Genomic DNA, 16350 nt, shown 5'->3' on the forward strand with positions numbered 1-16350 from the left:
GTCCGTGTCGATTCTTCATCCGAGCGGCAGCCCACCCGTGACACCCAGGATCTCCCCGTTCACGAACCGTCCCTCGTCGCTCGCGAGGAACACGAACGCGGGCGCGAGCTCCGCGGGCTGCGCGGGCCGCTCCATCGGGTTGTCCTTGCCGTCCTGGCGCACCTTCTCCGCGTCGAACGACTGCGGGATGATCGGCGTCCACACCGGCCCCGGCGCGACGCAGTTCACGCGGATGCCGCGGCCGATCAGCTCCTTCGCGAGCCCCTTCGTGAAGCTCACGATCGCGCCCTTCGTCGCGGCGTAGTCGAGGATCGCGGCGCTCGGCTGGTACGCCTGGATCGACGCGACGTTGATGACCGATCCACCCGCCGCGAGGTGCGTGAGCGCGGCGCGCACGAGGTGGAACATCGCGAGGATGTTCACCTGGAACGTGTGGGTGACGCGCTCGGGATCGAGCTCCTCGAACGACTGCACCGCCTTGCCCTGGAACGCGGCGTTGTTGACCAGGAGGTCGAGCCCGCCGAGCCCGTGCGCCGCATCGCGCACCACGCGCTCGCAGGTCGCGGGATCGGAGAGGTCCGCCTCGATCGCGATCGCCTTGCGCCCCGCCGCCTCGACGACGCGCAGCGTCTCGTCGGCGTCGGGCTTCTCCGCGGGCAGGTACGTGAACGCGACGTCCGCGCCCTCGCGCGCGAACGCGAGCGCGACCGCGCGCCCGATGCCGCTGTCGCCGCCGGTGATCAGCGCGCGCCGCCCGGCGAGCCGGCCGAAGCCGACGTAGGTCTCTTCGCCGAAGTCCGGCTTGGTGCGCATCGCCGCCTCGAGGCCGGGATGCGGCTGCGTCTTCTCGTCGAAGGGAGGCTTCTTGCCCGCGTGGCGCGGGTCGACGTGCGGGGTGGTCTGGGTCGCCATGGGCGGACGCGGCTGCAACGGGTGCGCCCGACGTGAAACGTCTCTGGCGTGCGCTGCGGGCGCGACGACGTGCCTCGCGGATGTCGTGGATCGCCACGTCTTCGAACGCAGGACGGGCGCGCATCGTCACGGAGCGAGGAGGCACGCACGGTGCAGTCGATGTGCTCGGAGGTAACGAGCATGGCGACGCGTGGGAACCGACCGAGGGATCCGGCTGCGACCAAGGGAGGAGTCCGCGGGACGCACGGGCTCGGCGACGCGCCGCGGGAGAGCGACGAGCTTCATCCCGTGGCCGCGCAGGGCGGCACCGCGAGCCGCACCGGCGGCAGCACGCGCGGTGGGACCGCGAGCCGCAGCCATCTCGGGATGCGCAGCGAGGCGCCGCAGAAGGGCGGCGTGAAGGGAGAGAACGAGAACGTGAGCGACGAGAGCGTGGGTGAGGAGCGCGAGTTCGAGCTGTCGAACGCGATGGCCGATCTCGAGACTGCGGACGAGCGCGCGGAGCGCCGCGAGCGCGAGGCGAACGAGGCTCGCGAGAGCGAGCGGCGCGCGGCGGAGGAGGAGATCCTCGGCGACGCACGGTTCGACGAGGAAGAGCGGCGCGACCGCAACCTCGACACCGTGAAGACGCACGGGCCCGGACCGAAGGACGCGGGCAAGGGCACCGCGCTGAAGAAGCACCTCGACGAGCACGGGATCGAGAGGCGCTGAGCGAGATGCGCTGCACGCATGGGTCGTGACGGGCCCATGCGTGCAGCGCGTGGCGCTCCTCTAGAGCATGCGGGTCAGGCGCGCGCGGAGCGCGTCCGAGGCGGAGGCGAGCCGCGCGCGCTCGTCACCGCCGCACGCGTCGCGCGCCATCGCGAGCCACGCGGCGCGGAACGCGAGGTACGCGATCGTCCAGGAGGGCACGCGGGCGCGCGCGTCGTGATCGCCGGTCGCGCGCACGTAGCGATCGAGCAGCGCGGTGGTGTGGGCGTCGTCGAGATCCCACTCGACGATCGCGCCCGCGAGGTCCCAGGCGACGTCGCACGGGCCCGGGAAGAAGTGGTCGTCGCCGTGCGCGATCGCGTCGACCTTCTGGAGCGATCCGTCGGGCGCGACGATCCACTCGTGCGGGGCGAGGTGGCCGTCGGCGATCACCGGGCGCGCGAGCGGGAGCGCGATGGTGCGATCGAGATGGAGCAGCGCGCGGAGGTTGTCCGCGGTGGCGCGCTCGAGCGCCGAGACGTGGTCGAGCGCGGCGGGCGCGACCTCGAGGCGCGCGGCGATCGCGCGGGCGATCGCATCGAGCGGCGGGTCGTCGCGCGCCGAGAGCGGACGACCGGGCGCGCGCTCCCAGCGCACGAAGCCGTCGGGGAGGCGCTGCAGGCGCGGTGAGATGCCGAGCGACGCGAGCGCCTCGCCGCGCGCGCACGCGTCGTCGCCGAAGCACGCGAGGCCCTCGTACTTCAGCACGGATCCGTCGCGCGCGAGGTGCTTGCGGCGCTCCATCGCGGGCCAGCTCGGGGGCCACGGCGCGCTCGGATCGAGCATCGACGCGCGCCACGCGCCGGCGGAGATCTCGTCGCGCGCGCCCTCGGGCGTGACGCGGGTCGGCGACGCGACCACGACGCGCAGCGCGCGCCAGCGCGCGGCCGCGCTCGGCGCGCAGAGGCGATCGACGTCGGGCGCGTGGCTCGCGACGAGGATCACGCGATCGCGCGGGGCGCCCGCGGCGACGAGCGCGTCGGCGGCGGCGAGGAACGACGAGCCGCTCAGCCCGGGGCCCTCGTCGATCACCAGCGCGACGCCGGTCGATGCGGCGTGGGCCGCGACGTCGGGATCGAGCGTCGCGCGGCGATCGAAGGGATGCCCGGTCGGGCGCACCGTCGCGCGGATCACGCGGCTGCCCCGCGCGCGCAGCGCGGCAGCGGCGATCGCGGAGAGTGTCGTGCCGATGGTGCGGATGCCGAGCACGAGCGCGGGCACGCCGGGCGGCACCGCGCGCGTCGCGGCGTGCGCGTACTCGAGCGGATGGATCGCGTAGTAGGCGAAGCCTTCCGGCACCGAGGCGCGGGCACGATCGACGCGCGGCGAGGGCAGGGGCGGGGCGACGACGCGCGTGCCCGCGATCACCGCGTCGGCGGCGGCATCGGTCCAGGCGATCGCGTCGCGCGCGGCGGGATCGCCGGCGTCGAGCAGCGCGCACTCGAGCTCGCCGGCGCGCAGCAGGGTGTCGATCGGATCACGCGACGCGGCGAGCGCGCGCAGGCGGGCGTGCACGTCGATCTCACGCTTTCCGTCGCGGAACACGTGCACTCGGGACTCTCCTCACGGGTCGCAAATCGCTCCCAATTCCGCTGGTTTTCGCGACCTCCGTGCCCGGCGCTCTTTGCGCGCACGGCCGCGGTGCCGAAACAGGTGTGAGACGGCTCGTGATCCCGACATCGATGCCAGCCAGCACCCGATCGCCCAGGCGCAGGATGCGAGGGTCGTCTCCGGGGCACTTGGGAACACCACGAACGGGGATCGAGATCGGCGTGCTGGCGAGACTCGCGGAACGTGGTTCCGCGTCGAGGTACTCGTGAACGCCACTGCACCGCGACATCGAATCCTCGCCGTCGATCTCGACGGCACGCTGTTGAAGGACGACCGCACCGTGGCGCCCGAGGATCTCGCCGCGATCCGCGAGGCACGCGCCGCGGGCGTGTACGTCACGATCGTCACCGGGCGCATCGCGTCGGGCGCGCTCCCGACCGCGCGCGAGGTCGGCATCGACACACCGATCGTGTGCGCGGATGGTGCGCAGCTGGTGCAGCCGGCGACGGGCGAGCTGATCGCGCGCAAGAGCCTTCCCGGCAAGGCGACACGCGCTGCGCTCACGGTGTTCTCCGATCGGAGGCTCACGCCCTTCGTGCTCACGCACGAGGCGATCCACGCGCGGCGAGGCGCGGAGTCGCTCGCGCCGTGGGTGATCGGGTGGTCGCCCGAGCTGCGGCTGCACGCGCCCGAGGAGCTCGCGTGGCCCGAGCTGCGCGACGTGGCGATCGTGCTCGGCATCGGGAACCGCGACGTCGCGGGCAACGCGCTCGACGAGCTCGGGCAGTCGCTACCGCCGTCGGCGGGCGCCGTCGCGTTCCCGATGGGGAGCGACGAGGTGTGGGGCGTGCGCGTGCAGGCGCGCGGCTGCACCAAGAGCGCGGGCTTGTCGGCGCTCGCGGCGCGCCTCGGCGTGCGCCGCACGGACGTCGCGTACGTGGGCGACTGGTACAACGACATCTCGGCGTTCGCGTGGGCGGGTCGCTCGTTCGCGATGGGGCACGCGCCGCAGGACGTGAAGCGCCACGCGAACGAGGTGCTGCGCGCGACGAGCGAGAGCGGCGGCGGCGTCGCCGAGGTGGTGCACCGCTGGCTGTGACGCGCGCTCACGGCTCGATGCGCACGCGTCGCAGCACGCGATCGCGCGCGCCCCACTGGTACTTGTAGGGCTCGGCTCCGCGGAGGAAGTCGAAGTCGCGCACGCCGTCGCGCGCGAGGCGCTCGACGATCTCGGCGATGAGCACGACCAGCGGGCTCGAGCGCGCGAGCGCGGGATCGAATCCGCCGAGGTAGAGCCCGGCCCACGCGCGCTCGCGCAGCACGAGGTACGACGCCGCGAGCGCGCCGTGCGCGCGCAGCGACCAGAGCTCCGCGCGTCCTTCGCGCACCAGCGCGGGGACGGCCTCGTCGAGGAACGCGTGGCGTCCGGTGAGCGCGCCGGGCTCGCCGCGCGCGGCCCAGCGTGCCTCGTGGTTCGCGCGCCACGCGCGGAGCGCCTCGTCCACCGCCTCGTCCACGTGGTGCTCGCGCGCGACCTCGGGCACGATCGACTCGCGCGCGGCGCGCCGGCGATCGTAACGAACGCGGCGCGCCCACGACGCGGAGAGCACGTCGTCGAGCGTCTCCGCGCCCTCGGGCCACGCGAGGACGGGCGAGACCGAGAGCGCGTCGTCGACGATCACGCGACCGGCGTGACCGGCGCGCGCGGCCGCGAGCAGCGGCGAGCCGTCCGCGAGCTCGTGCAGCTCGAGCACGCGCCACTCGGCGCGACGCGCCGACACCGCCTCGAGCGCGGCGCGGGCGACGTCGTGCTCGCGCGCGATCACGTCGAGCGCGTCGCTCGGGCCGGTGCCTGCGAGCGCCCACGTGCCGGGCTCGCTCTCGAGCTCGGCGAGCGGAAGGAGGCCCACGAGCGCGCGCCCGCGACGCACCACGACGACGCGCGCACGCTGTCCGAGGTGCCGCAGCGCGGGGATCACCCACGCGGGGCGCTGGAACGGCGTGGACCACGGGCACGCATCGCAGAGCGCGTCCCACTCGCGCGCGAGCGCGGCGAGCGCGTCCACGTCGTCGATCCACGTCGCGCGCAACGCGGGCTCGGCGGGCGCGAGCTCCATCTCACGCGGCACGCTCGCCCTCGCGGCCCGACGCGATCCGCGCGAGCAGATCGACCCAGCGCGCGCTCGTGCGGGCGAGATCGAAGCGCGCCTCCGCCGCGGCGCGGCACGCGCGGGGATCGATCTCGTGCACGCGCGCGATCGCGTCGCCCATCGCGTGCGCATCGCGCACGAGGAGCCCGGTGCGCCCGTCCTCGACGACGTCGGCGAGCGCGCCGTTCGGATACGCGATCACCGGCGTCGCGGACGCGAGCGCCTCCATCGCGACGAGCGAGCTCGTCTCCGCGACGAGGCTCGGGACGAGCACGCAGCGCGCGCCCGCGAGCAGACGTCGCTTCCGCGCGCCCTGCACCGGACCGAGCCAGCGCACGCCGCGGCCGAGCTCGGGCGCGATCACGTCGCGGAAGTGGCGCTCGTGCGCGTCGTAGGGGAACACCGCGCCCGCGATCAGCAGCGGCACGGAGGCGTGCCGCGCGGCGGCGATCGCGGCCGGCAGGTTCTTCTCGGGGCAGACCCGACCGAGCGCGAGCGCGTAGCCGTGCTTGTGCGTGCGCGGCGCGTAGCGCGCGAGGTCGATCCCGTTCTCGACGACGCGCACCGGGACGCCGCTCGGGACGTCCGCCGCCTGCGAGCGCGAGACGCACACGAGGTGCACGTTCGTTCGCGCCGCCGCGCGCTCGAGCGTTCCCGGCGCGTAGAACGAGATCGGCATGTGGAGGACCACGACCGTCGGCACGGTGGTCGCCGGCAGCGTCGCCTCGAAGTCGAGCCCGTGCGCGATCACGACGTCGATCGTGAACGTCGCGAGCGCGTACTCCGCGGCGCGCCGGCTCGCGTCGATCGCACGGTGCCGCGCGGCGTCGTCGATGACCGCGGGCACGGGCGGTGTCGCGACGAGCGCGCCCTCGACGTGCGATCCCGCGGGCGCGACCACGATCGAGCCCTGACCCGCGCGCACCAGCGCCGCGTCGAGCTGCGCGAGCACCACCTCCGCGCCGCCGACCGCGTCGGCGTTCACCGGCGCGAGCGCGTACGAGATCGAGAGCACGTTCACGGCAGCACCGTCTGCACACCGAGGGCCGACGCCGCGCGCGCGACCCGCGCGCGGAACGCCGCGCCGTCGAGCCTCCAGCGATGCTGCTCGTAGTAGAGCGTCCCTTCGTGCGGCGGCGCGCCGAAGTCCTCGATCGCCACCGGACGGAACAGCTCTCCGTCGGGCTCGAGCGCGCGCAGCACCTCGCGCTGCGAGACGAAGCGATCGAGCGCGCGGTGCTTGCGCGCTCGTTCCTCGTGCGTAGGCGCGCGCGCCCTCCTTCGTGCGTCGGTGGGGCGCGGCAGGAGCCCGCGCGCGATGCGCTCGCCCGGCGCGGCGTGGTACGAGGCCATCTCGGCGAGCGCGGGGCGCGGCACGTCCTCGGGCAACAGATCGAGAGCCGCGCGCACGGCGAACGCGGCGGCATCGTGATCGGGGTGACCTCCCTCGTACGCGTGCGTGATCACGAGCGCAGGTCGCTGGTGCGCGATCACCCGCGCGATCTCGCGTGCGAGGTCGGGCAGCGCGTCCGCGGCCTCCTGATCGCGCACCCCGAGCGCGCTGCGCCGTGTGCGCTCGAGGCCGAGCTCGGCGAGCGCCTCGTCGAGCTCCCGAGCGCGCAGCGCGGCGTACGCCTCGCGCGTGTCGCAGCCCGCGTTGCGCGCGAACCACGGGTCGACGGGCGCTCCGTCGGTGAGGTGCACGAGGTGCAGGTGATCGCCGCGATCCGCGAGGCAGAGCCCCGCGAAGGCGGTCTCGTCGTCGGGATGCGCCACCACCGCGCAGACCCCGGCGATCGGAGCGCCGCGCACGAGCGCGTCGAGCAGCGCGTCGACCGGCATCCGTCAGCGCGTCGCCGCGAGGCCGGGCACGCGCGCCGACGCGGCGAAGGGACGCGGCGCGCCCTCGCGCGCGCGGCCGTCGAGCAGCCGCTGCGCGTCGCGATAGCCGTGCAGCGTGCCCACGTCCACGTAGCCCGTCCCTGCGTGCACCGCGCGCGCACGACCTCCGCGCGCGAGCCACTCGTTGACGAGCGTGCCCACGTACGGATCGCCGCGATCCGGCTCCTGCCACAGCGTGTGCAGCTCCGAGAGCACGCGCCCCGGCATCTTGAACGCGCCCCAGATCCACCGGCTCGACGCGTCGGCGCGCTTCACCTGGATCTCGCGCACGGCGCCGCTCTCGTCGCTCACCACCGCGTCGAAGTGCTGCGGCTCGTCGACCGGGAAGCACAGGAACGAGAGCTCGTCGTCGGGCAGCGCGCGCAGCGCGTTCTCGGGGAACCACACCGTGTCGGGCAGCCCGACGATCACCGGCTCGTCGTCGGAGATCAGCGGGAGCGACTGGAAGATCGCGTCGCAGAGCCCCTTGGGCTCGGGCTGCACGACGTAGCAGACCGGCGCGCCACCGACGCGGCCTCCGTAGTACTCGACGATGTCGCTCTTGCCGGGCGAGATGACGAAGCAGATCTTCGTCGCGCCCCCGATCATCATGCGCTCGACGAGGTACTCGCTCACGGCGCGCGGGCGCTCGATCCCGCCCTCGAGGCGGCTGCCGACCGGCAGGAGCTCCTTCGAGAACGCGAGCGGCTGGATGCGGCTGCCGAGGCCGGCGGCGGGCACGATTCCCCAGGTCATCGATCCTCCTCGGTGAGCGCGCTCGCGCGCCCGTGGTGTCGATGCGTGAGCACGCGAGGGCCGCGCGTCACGCCCCGGCGGCGCGTCGTTCGTCCGGCGCCGCGTGCACGATCGGCCTGCGCGCCTCCTCGAGACGCGCGATCAGCTCGCGCGCGCGGTTCGTGGCGGTGTGCTCGGCGAGCGTCCGCTCTCTCGCGCGACGCGCGATGCGCGCGAGCTCTTCGCGCGGTCGCTCGATCGCGCAGATCGCGTCGTCGCTGTCCTCCGCGACGAGGATCTCCGAGCCCGGCGTGTAGAAGTCCTCGAGCCCGGCGAACTCGTCGCTGAGCACCGGGACGCCGCACGCGGCGGCCTCGAAGAGCCGCCCCGACGGGCACCAGCCCATCTCCTTCATCGGTCCGCGCGTGACGCTCAGCGTGAGCGGCGAGCTCGCGTAGAACGCGGGATGGAGCGGCGGCGGGACGTGCGCGACGTACCAGATGTTCGAGCGCCAGGGGAACCCCTCGGGGTACATCGAGCCGCCGATCACGAGCTTCAGATCGGGGCGCGCGCGCGCCGGCGCGAGGAAGAGCGCGTCGAGCGCGGCCTGACGATCCGCGGCGTACGTGCCGAGGTACGAGAAGTCGCCCTTCCACTCGCGGCGCGGCGGTGCAGGCGCGTGCACCTCGGGATCGACGCTGCCGTAGAGCGGGGCGACGCGGCGCGCGCCGAGCTCGCGACGGAGCGCGTCGAGCGCGCGACCGCCGGTGTAGCTCAGCACGAGATCGAACCCGCCGAGGCCCTGCGCCGGAAGGTACGGGACGGGCTCGCCCGCGTGCAGGCGCTCGAGCGTGACCGGCGTGTCGAGATCGTAGAACGCGCGCACGCTCGCGCTCGACGCGAGCACGCGCTCGCAGAGCAGCGCGCCCTCGGGGCAGTACGACGTGACCATGGCGACGTCGCAGTCGCGCAGGTGATTGCGGATCTGCGTCTCGACGTGCGCGAGCTCGGCGTAGAGCACGAGCCGGCTGCGCCCGGTGAGCTTGTCGACGTCGCGGTGCTGCGCGTAGTACGGGACGTCCTTCTCGAAGAAGACGACCTCGTGCCCCATCGCGTCGAGCGCGCGCACGAGGCCACGCCAGAGCGTCGCGTGTCCGTTGCCCCACGCGCTCGAGATCGAGAGCCCGAAGACGACGATCTTCATCGGCGCGCCTCCAGGCGATCCGCGCCGCGGCGGCGCGCAGCCGCCTTGGGCATGCGCGCGAGCTCGACGGGATCGTGCGCGCAGAAGACGTCGACGCGATCGGCGTGATCGAGCACGAGCTTGCGCAGTCGATCCTGGTTGCCGAGGCGCGCCTCGCGGTCGGCGTCCATCAGCGCCTCGTAGGCGAGCAGCGCGGGCGGGCAGTGCGGCTCGCGCGGGTCGATCTCGCCGTGGAAGAAGTACGCGTCGCCCGCGTGAAGGCGCCAGCGGCCCGCCGACTCGAACGCGATGCCGCAGTGACCCGGTGTGTGCCCGAAGAGCGGGATCATGAGGATCTCGGGCGGCAGACCCTCGAGCTCGCGCACCGCCTCGAACCCGAACCACGCGTCGCCGCGCGTCTCGTAGAGCACCCAGTCGGGCCCGTGCGACCACTGCGCGGGTCGATACCGTCGATGGCCCATGCGCGTCGTGCGCTCCATCGCGGCGTCGTGCTCGGTCGCGTAGACGTGCACGCGCGCGTGGGGGAAGTCGGCGAGCCCACCCGCGTGATCGAAGTCGAGGTGCGTGACGACGACGTCGCGGATGTCGCGCGGATCGAAGCCCAGCGCGCGGATGCGCGAGTGCGCGGTCTCGTCGAGCGAGAGCCGCGGCTGGAGCAGCGAGCGCATGACGCGCGACATCCGATCGGGGTGCTGCACGTCCGAGCGCCCGAGCCCGGTGTCGACGAGCACGAGACGATCGGGGAGCTCGAGCAGGACGCAGTGACAGACGATGTCGGCGCGATCCGCCAGCGGGCCCGAGCCCTGGATCAGTCGACGTCCTCGCGGGCACATCGTGCCTGCGGCGAAGTGGTGCGCGCGCATCGGAGCGCGGCGTGGTGCAGCGCTCGTGCCCTCGTGCCCCGCAGACCGACTCGCGGTGAATACGTCGCGCGCGCGCCCCACGTGAGGCATCTCTGCACATACCCGAACTGCACGATCACGCGGAATTGCCCGCAAACATGGGCGAGTGCTGCAGGCGTGAGCTGCGAGCCGAGGCGCGTCGTGCCGGGCATGCGCGTTGCGACGTCGGCGCCCCCATGCAGCAGCGAGTCGTTGGCTGTTCCGCGGGCTCGTCGCGACGGCGCGTGCTCTCCGAGCTCACCCTCCAGATCGAAGGCACTGCGCACGTCGAGCTCGCATCGCTCGAGCGCGACTTCGCGAGCGTGAAGGTGTCGGTCGTGCGCGTCCCGGCGACGCGCGGTGCGAGCCTCGCGGAGCCCGACGTCGACTACGACGCGTGGGTGTCGCCGCGCTTCGACTTCTGGGCGTTCGATCGCCGCGTCGACGCGGCGGTGGAGGCCGGACGGCCGCTCGTCGCGCGCGCGCCGGCGCGCCACGCGGTGCGCTTCGCGAGCGAGGTGCTCACGCGCGCCCAGCGCTGCATCGAGCGTCGCAACGCGGCGAGCGCGACCGAGCGGTTCGACCGCATCCTCGATGCGCACGCGGCGCTGCACGATCTGTCGCGCCCGCTGGTGCGCGCCGATCTCGATCACGCGCGCGATGCGTGGCAGTGGGCGCTCCGGCTCGATCCGGGCGCGAGCGAGGCCTGCCAGATCGCGGCGCTGCTCCACGACGTCGAGCGGCTCGAGAGCGAGGCCGACGCGCGCATCGAGCAGCACGCGCCGGACTACCGCGCGTACAAAGAGGCGCACGCGCGCGCCGGCGCGCCGCGCGCGGCGGCGATCGTCCTCGCGGCGGGCGGCAGCGAAGCGCTCGCGCGCGAGGTCGCGGAGCTCGTCGAGAACAGCGAGACCCCCGGTGCGTCGCGCGAGGTGCGGCTGATCAACGACGCCGACGCGATGAGCTTCTTCTCGCTGAACAGCCCGGGGTTCGTGGACTACTTCGGCACGACGCACGCGCGGAAGAAGGTCGCGTACACGATCGCGCGCATGAGCGCGCGTGCGCTCTCGGAGCTGCCGAAGGTGCGGCTCCGCCCGGACGTCGCGCAGCTGGTCGCCGAGGTGATCGACGCGCCGTTCCGCGCGGTCGAAGCGACGGGCTGAGCGCGCGCGTCCCCGCCAGCGGATCGCCGCATCGGGGGATTTCGCGACGCGCTGCCATCTCCGATGCTCGCTCCACTCGAATGCACGCATTCGGGTCGGAGCGACATGACCCTGACGATCCTGGTCCACGGCACCGCCGACCCCGCCGCGAGCTATCTGACGTGGGCGCCGGCCCCGCTGACGCTGGCGCTTGCCGAGAGCGCGCCGCGCGCTGTGCGCGTGCGCAGCGAGTCGGCGCCCGGCGGAGGACGACTGCAGTTCCGCATCGCGCCGAGCGTCCCGCTCGCCGACGTGGTCGACGTCACGCTCCCTCCGAACGCGGGGCTCGTCGCGCTCGAGGTCGCGGGCAAGTTCCCGCATCCGAGCACGAGCGATCGCGACGTCGCGATCGTCGTCGAGGATCGCGCGACGGGCGCGGAGCTCGGCCGCAAGCCGGTGATGGTGCGCGTCCGGAAGAACGCGAACGACCTGAGCGCGAGCGAGCGCGATCGATTCCTGTCCGCGCTGGTCCGCCTCAACATGCCGGACGCGAGCGGGGTCGTTCCGTTCCTCGACATCCAGAACATGCACACGGAGCTGACGGATCCCGAGATCCATCAGCGCTCGTCGTTCCTGCCGTGGCACCGCGCGTTCATCTTGGATCTCGAGCGCCGACTCCAGCGCATCGATCCGAGCGTCGCAGTGCCGTATTGGCGGTTCGATCTCCCCGCGCCGAACGTGTTCACGCGCGACTTCGTCGGTGTGCCGCTCAGCAGCGGAGTCGTCGACTTCACGGCGACGAACCCGCTCGTGAACTGGCGCAATCGACTCGCAGGCTCGGGGAACCCTCGAGTGCGTCGCTACAACATCGCTCGGGTGCGCGACCCGGCGGGCGAGGTCCGGCTCGTGCCGTTCGATCCGAGGACGCAGCGCGCGGCCGCCATCAGCAACGGACAGGACGACACGATCAACCTCGGCAAGCCGCCGGGGTCCGCCACCCACCGATTCGACGACTTCGGCGTGATGGAGATCGACCCGCACGGCGCCGCGCACGTGAGCTTCATCGGGCAGATCGCGTTCCCCTCGACCGCGCCCGCCGACCCGCTCTTCTTCATGCTCCACTGCAACGTCGATCGCCTGTGGGCTCGCTGGCAGTGGCTCGCGAAACGACACTCGAGCTCGCAAGTCGAGTCCTATCCGCACGTCGGAGATGGAGATCCCGCGCTCGGCGGGCAGGGTGGAATCGGCGACTACACGCGCGACACGATGTGGCCGTGGAACGGCGCCGTAACGCCGCCGCGACCGGGCACCGCGCCGGGCGGTCCGTTTCCGACGCTCGCGCATCTCGGTCCGTCCGCGACTCCGACCGTCGGCGCCATGCTCGACTACCAAGGCCTCCTCGGCGGCGTCGGGCTCGGCTTCTCCTATTCGGACATCCCCTACGAATCCTGAGCATCGCCATGTCGAAATACCGAGACGAACAGCTCGCACAGCTCGAGGTCGTGCGTCGCCATCGCGAGCAGGCCGTGGCGCGCTTCTTCGACGCGACACTGCCGGAGGCGACGCGGCTCGAGTCCGCGCCGTCGACCGGCACGTTCGCCGGCGACGACGAGATCGCGCGCGCGATCGCGCTCTTCCGCGACGGCACCGCGAGCCCGCTCCTGCGCGCCGCTGCGCTGAACGGCCTCAGCACGCGGCTGCTGCGCGACGACGCGCTGCTCCGCGAGATCCTCGGCGTGCTCGAGGACACGAGCGCGCCGTCGCAGCTGCGCCACGCCGCGCTCTTCGCGATGCAGAGCCTGCACTTCGGCTCGTCGGTCCTCGCAGCAGTGCGCCCTCGCTACAAGAACGCGCTGCGCGGACTGCTCGACGACGCCGACGCGCTCCTGCGGCAGTTCGCGGCGGAGTATCTCGCCCTCGACAAGGACGAGTACGTGCAGCGCCGACTGCTCGACGGACTGCGCGAGCCGGGCCGCGCGATCGTCGCGCCCGAGCTCGCGATCCAGTACCTCGCGAACGATCTCCACTCCGACGTCGTGCCGCTGCTGCGGGAGATCGCGATGCGACCGCCGAGCGCGGCGGCGAAGAAAGAGGCGCTGCGCAACCTCGCGATCGATCCGGAGTCGAAGGCGCTGCTGGCCGAGCGCGTCCGCGACGACGCCGAAGATCCCGAGATCCGCCACGTGTGCGCCGTCGCGCTGTTCCAGCTCGACCCCGCGCTCGCGGCGCAGCTCGCGAAGGAGATCGTGGTGAACGACGCGGCGGACGACGAGCTGCGCGCGGCGCTCCTCAACACGCTCGAGCATCTCTGCCCGCCCGATGCCTCCGAGGACGGCGAGTTCCGCGCGCGCGTCGCGGCGATCGCCGGTGCGAGCACGTCCGCGCCGCTCCAGCGCATGGCGCGCGGCTATCGCGATCGTCACCGGCCGTAGCGATGGCGCTCGGTCCCGAGGCGAGCGAGGCGGAGGTCCGCTCTCGGATCGACGCGAGCTCACAGGACGCCGATCGCGGGACGGCGTTCTTGCTCTCGCTGCTCGACGAGGCCGCGTCGGTGCACGAAGGGCGCGGCACGCGGCAGGTCACGCGCATCCGCGGGTACGTGCTGCTCGCGCTCGCTCGTCGGGGCACGCCCGAAGAAGCGCTGCCGTACGTCCTCGAGGAGCTCGAGAGCGGGCGCGACGCCTATCTCGTCGCGGCTGCGGCGCGTGCCGTCGTCGGGCTCGCGCGACCCTCGGCGGCGCTCGCCGAGCCGCTGCGCAGCGCGCTCCGTAACATTCGCCAGCGGGACGACGCGCTCGACCTCGATCGCTATCAGATCGAAGGCGCGCTCCCGCGGTTCACCACGGCGTGCGAGGAGATCGAGCGCGCGCTCGCCGACCTCGCGGCGCGAGCTGCGGACCCGCCGGACGACGGCTGTTGTCGAGCGCCGAGCGCGATGCGCGACGAGCGCGACGTGGCGCGCGACCCCACGCGGCTCGACGGGATCCGCGCGACGGATCAGAGCGGTGCCGAGCTCGATCTCGGCGCGCATCTCCGCGGCGCAGTGTCGATCGTCGCGTTCTTCTACACGCGCTGCGAGAACCCGAACAAGTGCTCGCTCACGATCTCGCGCCTCGCCGGGCTGCAGCGCGCGCTGCGCGCCGCGGGGCTCGGAGAGTCCGTGCGCGTGTCGGCGATCTCCTACGACCCGTCGCACGACACGCCCGCGCTCCTGAAGACGTACGGCGCGAGCCGGGGCTTCGTGTTCGACGGCTCGAATCGGTTCCTGCGCGTCGACCCGGAGCGCTTCGACGAGGTCGCCCGTCATCTCCGCCTCGGCGTCGGGTACGCGGGATCGATCGTCAACCGACATCGCATCGAGCTCTACGTGCTGGACGCTCGTGGGCGCGTCGTCGCGAGCTTCCAGCGGCTGCGCTGGGACGACGCCGAGGTCCTCGCATGCGTGGAGCGCGCTCGCGCCGATCGATCGCGACGATGGACGCGTCCCGCCGCGTCGATCGGGCTCTCGATGCTGGTCGCGCTCGTCCCGAAATGTCCCGCGTGTTGGCTCGGCTACGCGGGCCTCTTCGGCGGTGTCGGCGTCGGCGCGCTGCCGTACCTGCCGTGGCTCCTGCCCGCGCTCGCGACGCTCTTGGTCGTGCACCTCGCCGTGCTCGAGCGCGTCACCCGCGCGGCGAAGGGCCGCGAGCTCGCGCTGCTCGCGGGCGTCGGGGGCACGGTGACGATCCTGCTCGGACGCGCGCTCGACGCGCCCGCGCCGTGGCTCTACGTCGGCGCGGCGCTCGTGGGGCTCGCGTCGTTCCTCGCGTCGACCCAGCGGGCGCGAACGTTCGCGCTCGCGCGCTGACGATCAGAACGCGAGCTGGGTCTGCAGCGTCCCGCTGTGGATCGTCGCGCGTGCCGTCTCGTGCTGGCGCTCGTCGGTCGTGTTCGCGTACCGCAGCTGCAGCTTCAAGTGGTTCCCGAGCGCGTAGAAGTCGATCAGTCCTTCGACGACGCGCAGCACGTCGCCCGCGGTCGCGAGGTCGGGATCGACGACGCTCACGCGCGCTGCGACGTCGAGATACGGCCGGAAGAACATCCACGCGAGGTGCGCGTACCCGCCGATCGCGTCGCGTGTCGTGCCGTCGACGAGCGTCGCGTCGCGGTAGTAGATCTCGGCCTGGAACGCGAGCGTCTCCCACTGCGCTGCGACGTCGGCGCCGAGCGTGCGCTGGTGCTCGATGCCGAGCGTCGCGGTGGTCGGAAGCCCGGTGGTCGCGTCGACGCGCGGCTCGGTGCGCGTGATCTCACCGAGGTATCCGTTCACGCCGATCGAGACGCGGAACGGCACGTGCGCGGCGAGGGCCGGCGTCTCGTCGAGCGCGACACGCCCGAGCGGGCTCGCGACGAGGCGCGCCATGTAGAGCATCTCGTCGTCGTCGTTGCCGCCCTGATCGATGCGGTTTCCGTTGAAGACGCCGACGTCGTACTCGAACAAACCGTCGAAGGGCGTGCCGAAGATCATCGCGCCGGTGTCGCGGTCGGCGCGGAAGGCGTCGTTCGCGATCGAGAAGTCGGGGAAGAGCAGGCGCGGGACGGGCGTGGTGAACGTGCGCGAGAAGGGCGTGAGGAATTGGCCGACGCGGAGGCCGATCGCTTCGTGCGGCTGGACGTCGATCTGGAGATCGAGCAGGCGCGCGCCCGTCCCGGCGAGCTCGGCCTGCACGACATAGCGGATCCACGGCGCGAGCACGGTGCCGCGCAGCTGCGGGCGCACCATCCGGACGATGAATTCGCTCTCGCGCGCGGGATCGGGCGTCGACGAGAGCTGGTAGCGAACCTGCACGAGCAGCCCGATCTGCAGCGAGAACGAGCGATCGGCGTTGCGCACGAACGCCCCTTCGTCGGGCGAGAAGCCGAGCTCCACGCCCGGCGCGGTGGCGTGGAGCGTGAGCGGGTCGCTCGGTGGCGGCGCCGGGACCGCGCTCGCGGGCTCGACGTGATCGCGAGCGAGGGAGGGATCTCGCGGCGCTGGTGCGGCGACCGGCACCTGCTGCGCGGACGCGGGGCGGACCGGGACCGACGACGCCAGCACGAACGCCAGCGCGAACGAGACTCGCGTGAGCATGGGTTCCTCGGACGGAGTGACGCCGTCGCACGCG

General features: G+C 73.0%; 15 protein-coding genes. 6 read left to right on the forward strand and 9 right to left on the reverse strand.

Features of this window, described 5'->3' with window-relative positions:
- Window positions 1-15 precede the first annotated feature (15 nt).
- Complete coding sequence (locus DB32_RS05765; protein WP_053231420.1) at window positions 16-912, reverse strand: SDR family oxidoreductase; 897 nt, start codon at window positions 910-912, stop codon at window positions 16-18.
- A gap of 288 nt (window positions 913-1200) precedes the next feature.
- Here DB32_RS05765 and DB32_RS05770 point away from each other — a divergent pair, with 288 nt between their 5' ends.
- A complete protein-coding gene (locus tag DB32_RS05770; protein WP_157068756.1) occupies window positions 1201-1623 on the forward strand; it encodes a hypothetical protein in 423 nt (140 codons plus the stop codon).
- Between the two features lie 60 nt (window positions 1624-1683).
- On the opposite strand, the gene DB32_RS05775 is transcribed toward DB32_RS05770, so the two are convergent.
- Window positions 1684-3213, reverse strand: coding sequence for a hypothetical protein (locus DB32_RS05775; RefSeq protein ID WP_053231422.1), 1530 nt, complete (start codon window positions 3211-3213; stop codon window positions 1684-1686).
- A gap of 265 nt (window positions 3214-3478) precedes the next feature.
- Here DB32_RS05775 and DB32_RS47985 point away from each other — a divergent pair, with 265 nt between their 5' ends.
- Entirely contained in the window at window positions 3479-4312 is an 834-nt protein-coding gene (locus DB32_RS47985; RefSeq protein WP_053231423.1) for an HAD family hydrolase, read from the forward strand.
- Window positions 4313-4319: 7 nt separating this feature from the next.
- On the opposite strand, the gene DB32_RS05785 is transcribed toward DB32_RS47985, so the two are convergent.
- The 6 genes from DB32_RS05785 to DB32_RS05810 form a co-directional block, all read right to left on the reverse strand.
- The gene (locus DB32_RS05785) at window positions 4320-5330 is read right to left on the reverse strand and encodes a GNAT family N-acetyltransferase (RefSeq protein ID WP_169791354.1); all 1011 of its coding nucleotides are present in this window, start codon (window positions 5328-5330) and stop codon (window positions 4320-4322) included.
- Window position 5331: 1 nt separating this feature from the next.
- On the reverse strand, window positions 5332-6384 hold the full coding sequence (locus DB32_RS05790) for a glycosyltransferase (RefSeq protein WP_053231425.1): 1053 nt from the start codon (window positions 6382-6384) through the stop codon (window positions 5332-5334).
- The gene (locus DB32_RS05795) at window positions 6381-7205 is read right to left on the reverse strand and encodes a PIG-L deacetylase family protein (protein WP_053231426.1); all 825 of its coding nucleotides are present in this window, start codon (window positions 7203-7205) and stop codon (window positions 6381-6383) included. Before DB32_RS05795 ends, DB32_RS05790 begins: the two co-directional genes overlap by 4 nt.
- Before the next feature lie 3 nt (window positions 7206-7208).
- A complete protein-coding gene (locus tag DB32_RS05800) occupies window positions 7209-8000 on the reverse strand; it encodes a nucleotidyltransferase family protein (RefSeq protein WP_053231427.1) in 792 nt (263 codons plus the stop codon).
- Window positions 8001-8067: 67 nt separating this feature from the next.
- A complete protein-coding gene (locus tag DB32_RS05805; RefSeq protein ID WP_053231428.1) occupies window positions 8068-9183 on the reverse strand; it encodes a CgeB family protein in 1116 nt (371 codons plus the stop codon).
- Entirely contained in the window at window positions 9180-10046 is an 867-nt protein-coding gene (locus DB32_RS05810; protein ID WP_053231429.1) for an MBL fold metallo-hydrolase, read from the reverse strand. The genes DB32_RS05805 and DB32_RS05810 overlap by 4 nt, the downstream gene beginning before the upstream one ends.
- 215 nt (window positions 10047-10261) lie before the next feature.
- Between DB32_RS05810 and DB32_RS05815 the strand changes: the two genes are divergently transcribed.
- The 4 genes from DB32_RS05815 (at window position 10262) to DB32_RS05830 (ending at window position 15053) form a co-directional block, all read left to right on the forward strand.
- Window positions 10262-11227 carry a DUF4202 family protein gene (locus DB32_RS05815; protein WP_169791355.1) on the forward strand — a complete coding sequence of 322 codons (966 nt, stop codon included), beginning with the start codon at window positions 10262-10264 and terminating at the stop codon, window positions 11225-11227.
- A 105-nt stretch (window positions 11228-11332) separates the two neighbouring features.
- Window positions 11333-12658 carry a tyrosinase family protein gene (locus DB32_RS05820; protein WP_053231431.1) on the forward strand — a complete coding sequence of 442 codons (1326 nt, stop codon included), beginning with the start codon at window positions 11333-11335 and terminating at the stop codon, window positions 12656-12658.
- A gap of 8 nt (window positions 12659-12666) precedes the next feature.
- Entirely contained in the window at window positions 12667-13638 is a 972-nt protein-coding gene (locus tag DB32_RS05825) for a hypothetical protein (RefSeq protein WP_053231432.1), read from the forward strand.
- Window positions 13639-13640: 2 nt separating this feature from the next.
- Window positions 13641-15053, forward strand: a complete 1413-nt coding sequence (locus DB32_RS05830; protein WP_053231433.1) for an SCO family protein — start codon at window positions 13641-13643, stop codon at window positions 15051-15053.
- Window positions 15054-15056: 3 nt separating this feature from the next.
- Here the strand turns inward: DB32_RS05830 and DB32_RS05835 are convergent, their stop codons facing one another.
- Entirely contained in the window at window positions 15057-16316 is a 1260-nt protein-coding gene (locus DB32_RS05835) for a porin (RefSeq protein ID WP_053231434.1), read from the reverse strand.
- Window positions 16317-16350: the final 34 nt, after the last annotated feature.

It is taken from the genome of Sandaracinus amylolyticus (genome assembly GCF_000737325.1).
GTDB classification, from domain to species: domain Bacteria; phylum Myxococcota_A; class Polyangia; order Polyangiales; family Sandaracinaceae; genus Sandaracinus; species Sandaracinus amylolyticus.

Coding starts and splice junctions, on each gene's coding strand:
- DB32_RS05830 (WP_053231433.1), top strand. CDS start 13,641: ATGGCGCTCGGTCCCGAGGCGAGCGAGGCGGAGGTCCGCTCTCGGATC.
- DB32_RS05820 (WP_053231431.1), top strand. CDS start 11,333: ATGACCCTGACGATCCTGGTCCACGGCACCGCCGACCCCGCCGCGAGC.
- DB32_RS05795 (WP_053231426.1), bottom strand. CDS start 7,205: ATGCCGGTCGACGCGCTGCTCGACGCGCTCGTGCGCGGCGCTCCGATC.
- DB32_RS05800 (WP_053231427.1), bottom strand. CDS start 8,000: ATGACCTGGGGAATCGTGCCCGCCGCCGGCCTCGGCAGCCGCATCCAG.
- DB32_RS05815 (WP_169791355.1), top strand. CDS start 10,262: ATGCAGCAGCGAGTCGTTGGCTGTTCCGCGGGCTCGTCGCGACGGCGC.
- DB32_RS05835 (WP_053231434.1), bottom strand. CDS start 16,316: ATGCTCACGCGAGTCTCGTTCGCGCTGGCGTTCGTGCTGGCGTCGTCG.
- DB32_RS05825 (WP_053231432.1), top strand. CDS start 12,667: ATGTCGAAATACCGAGACGAACAGCTCGCACAGCTCGAGGTCGTGCGT.
- DB32_RS05805 (WP_053231428.1), bottom strand. CDS start 9,183: ATGAAGATCGTCGTCTTCGGGCTCTCGATCTCGAGCGCGTGGGGCAAC.
- DB32_RS05785 (WP_169791354.1), bottom strand. CDS start 5,330: ATGGAGCTCGCGCCCGCCGAGCCCGCGTTGCGCGCGACGTGGATCGAC.
- DB32_RS05810 (WP_053231429.1), bottom strand. CDS start 10,046: ATGCGCGCGCACCACTTCGCCGCAGGCACGATGTGCCCGCGAGGACGT.
- DB32_RS05765 (WP_053231420.1), bottom strand. CDS start 912: ATGGCGACCCAGACCACCCCGCACGTCGACCCGCGCCACGCGGGCAAG.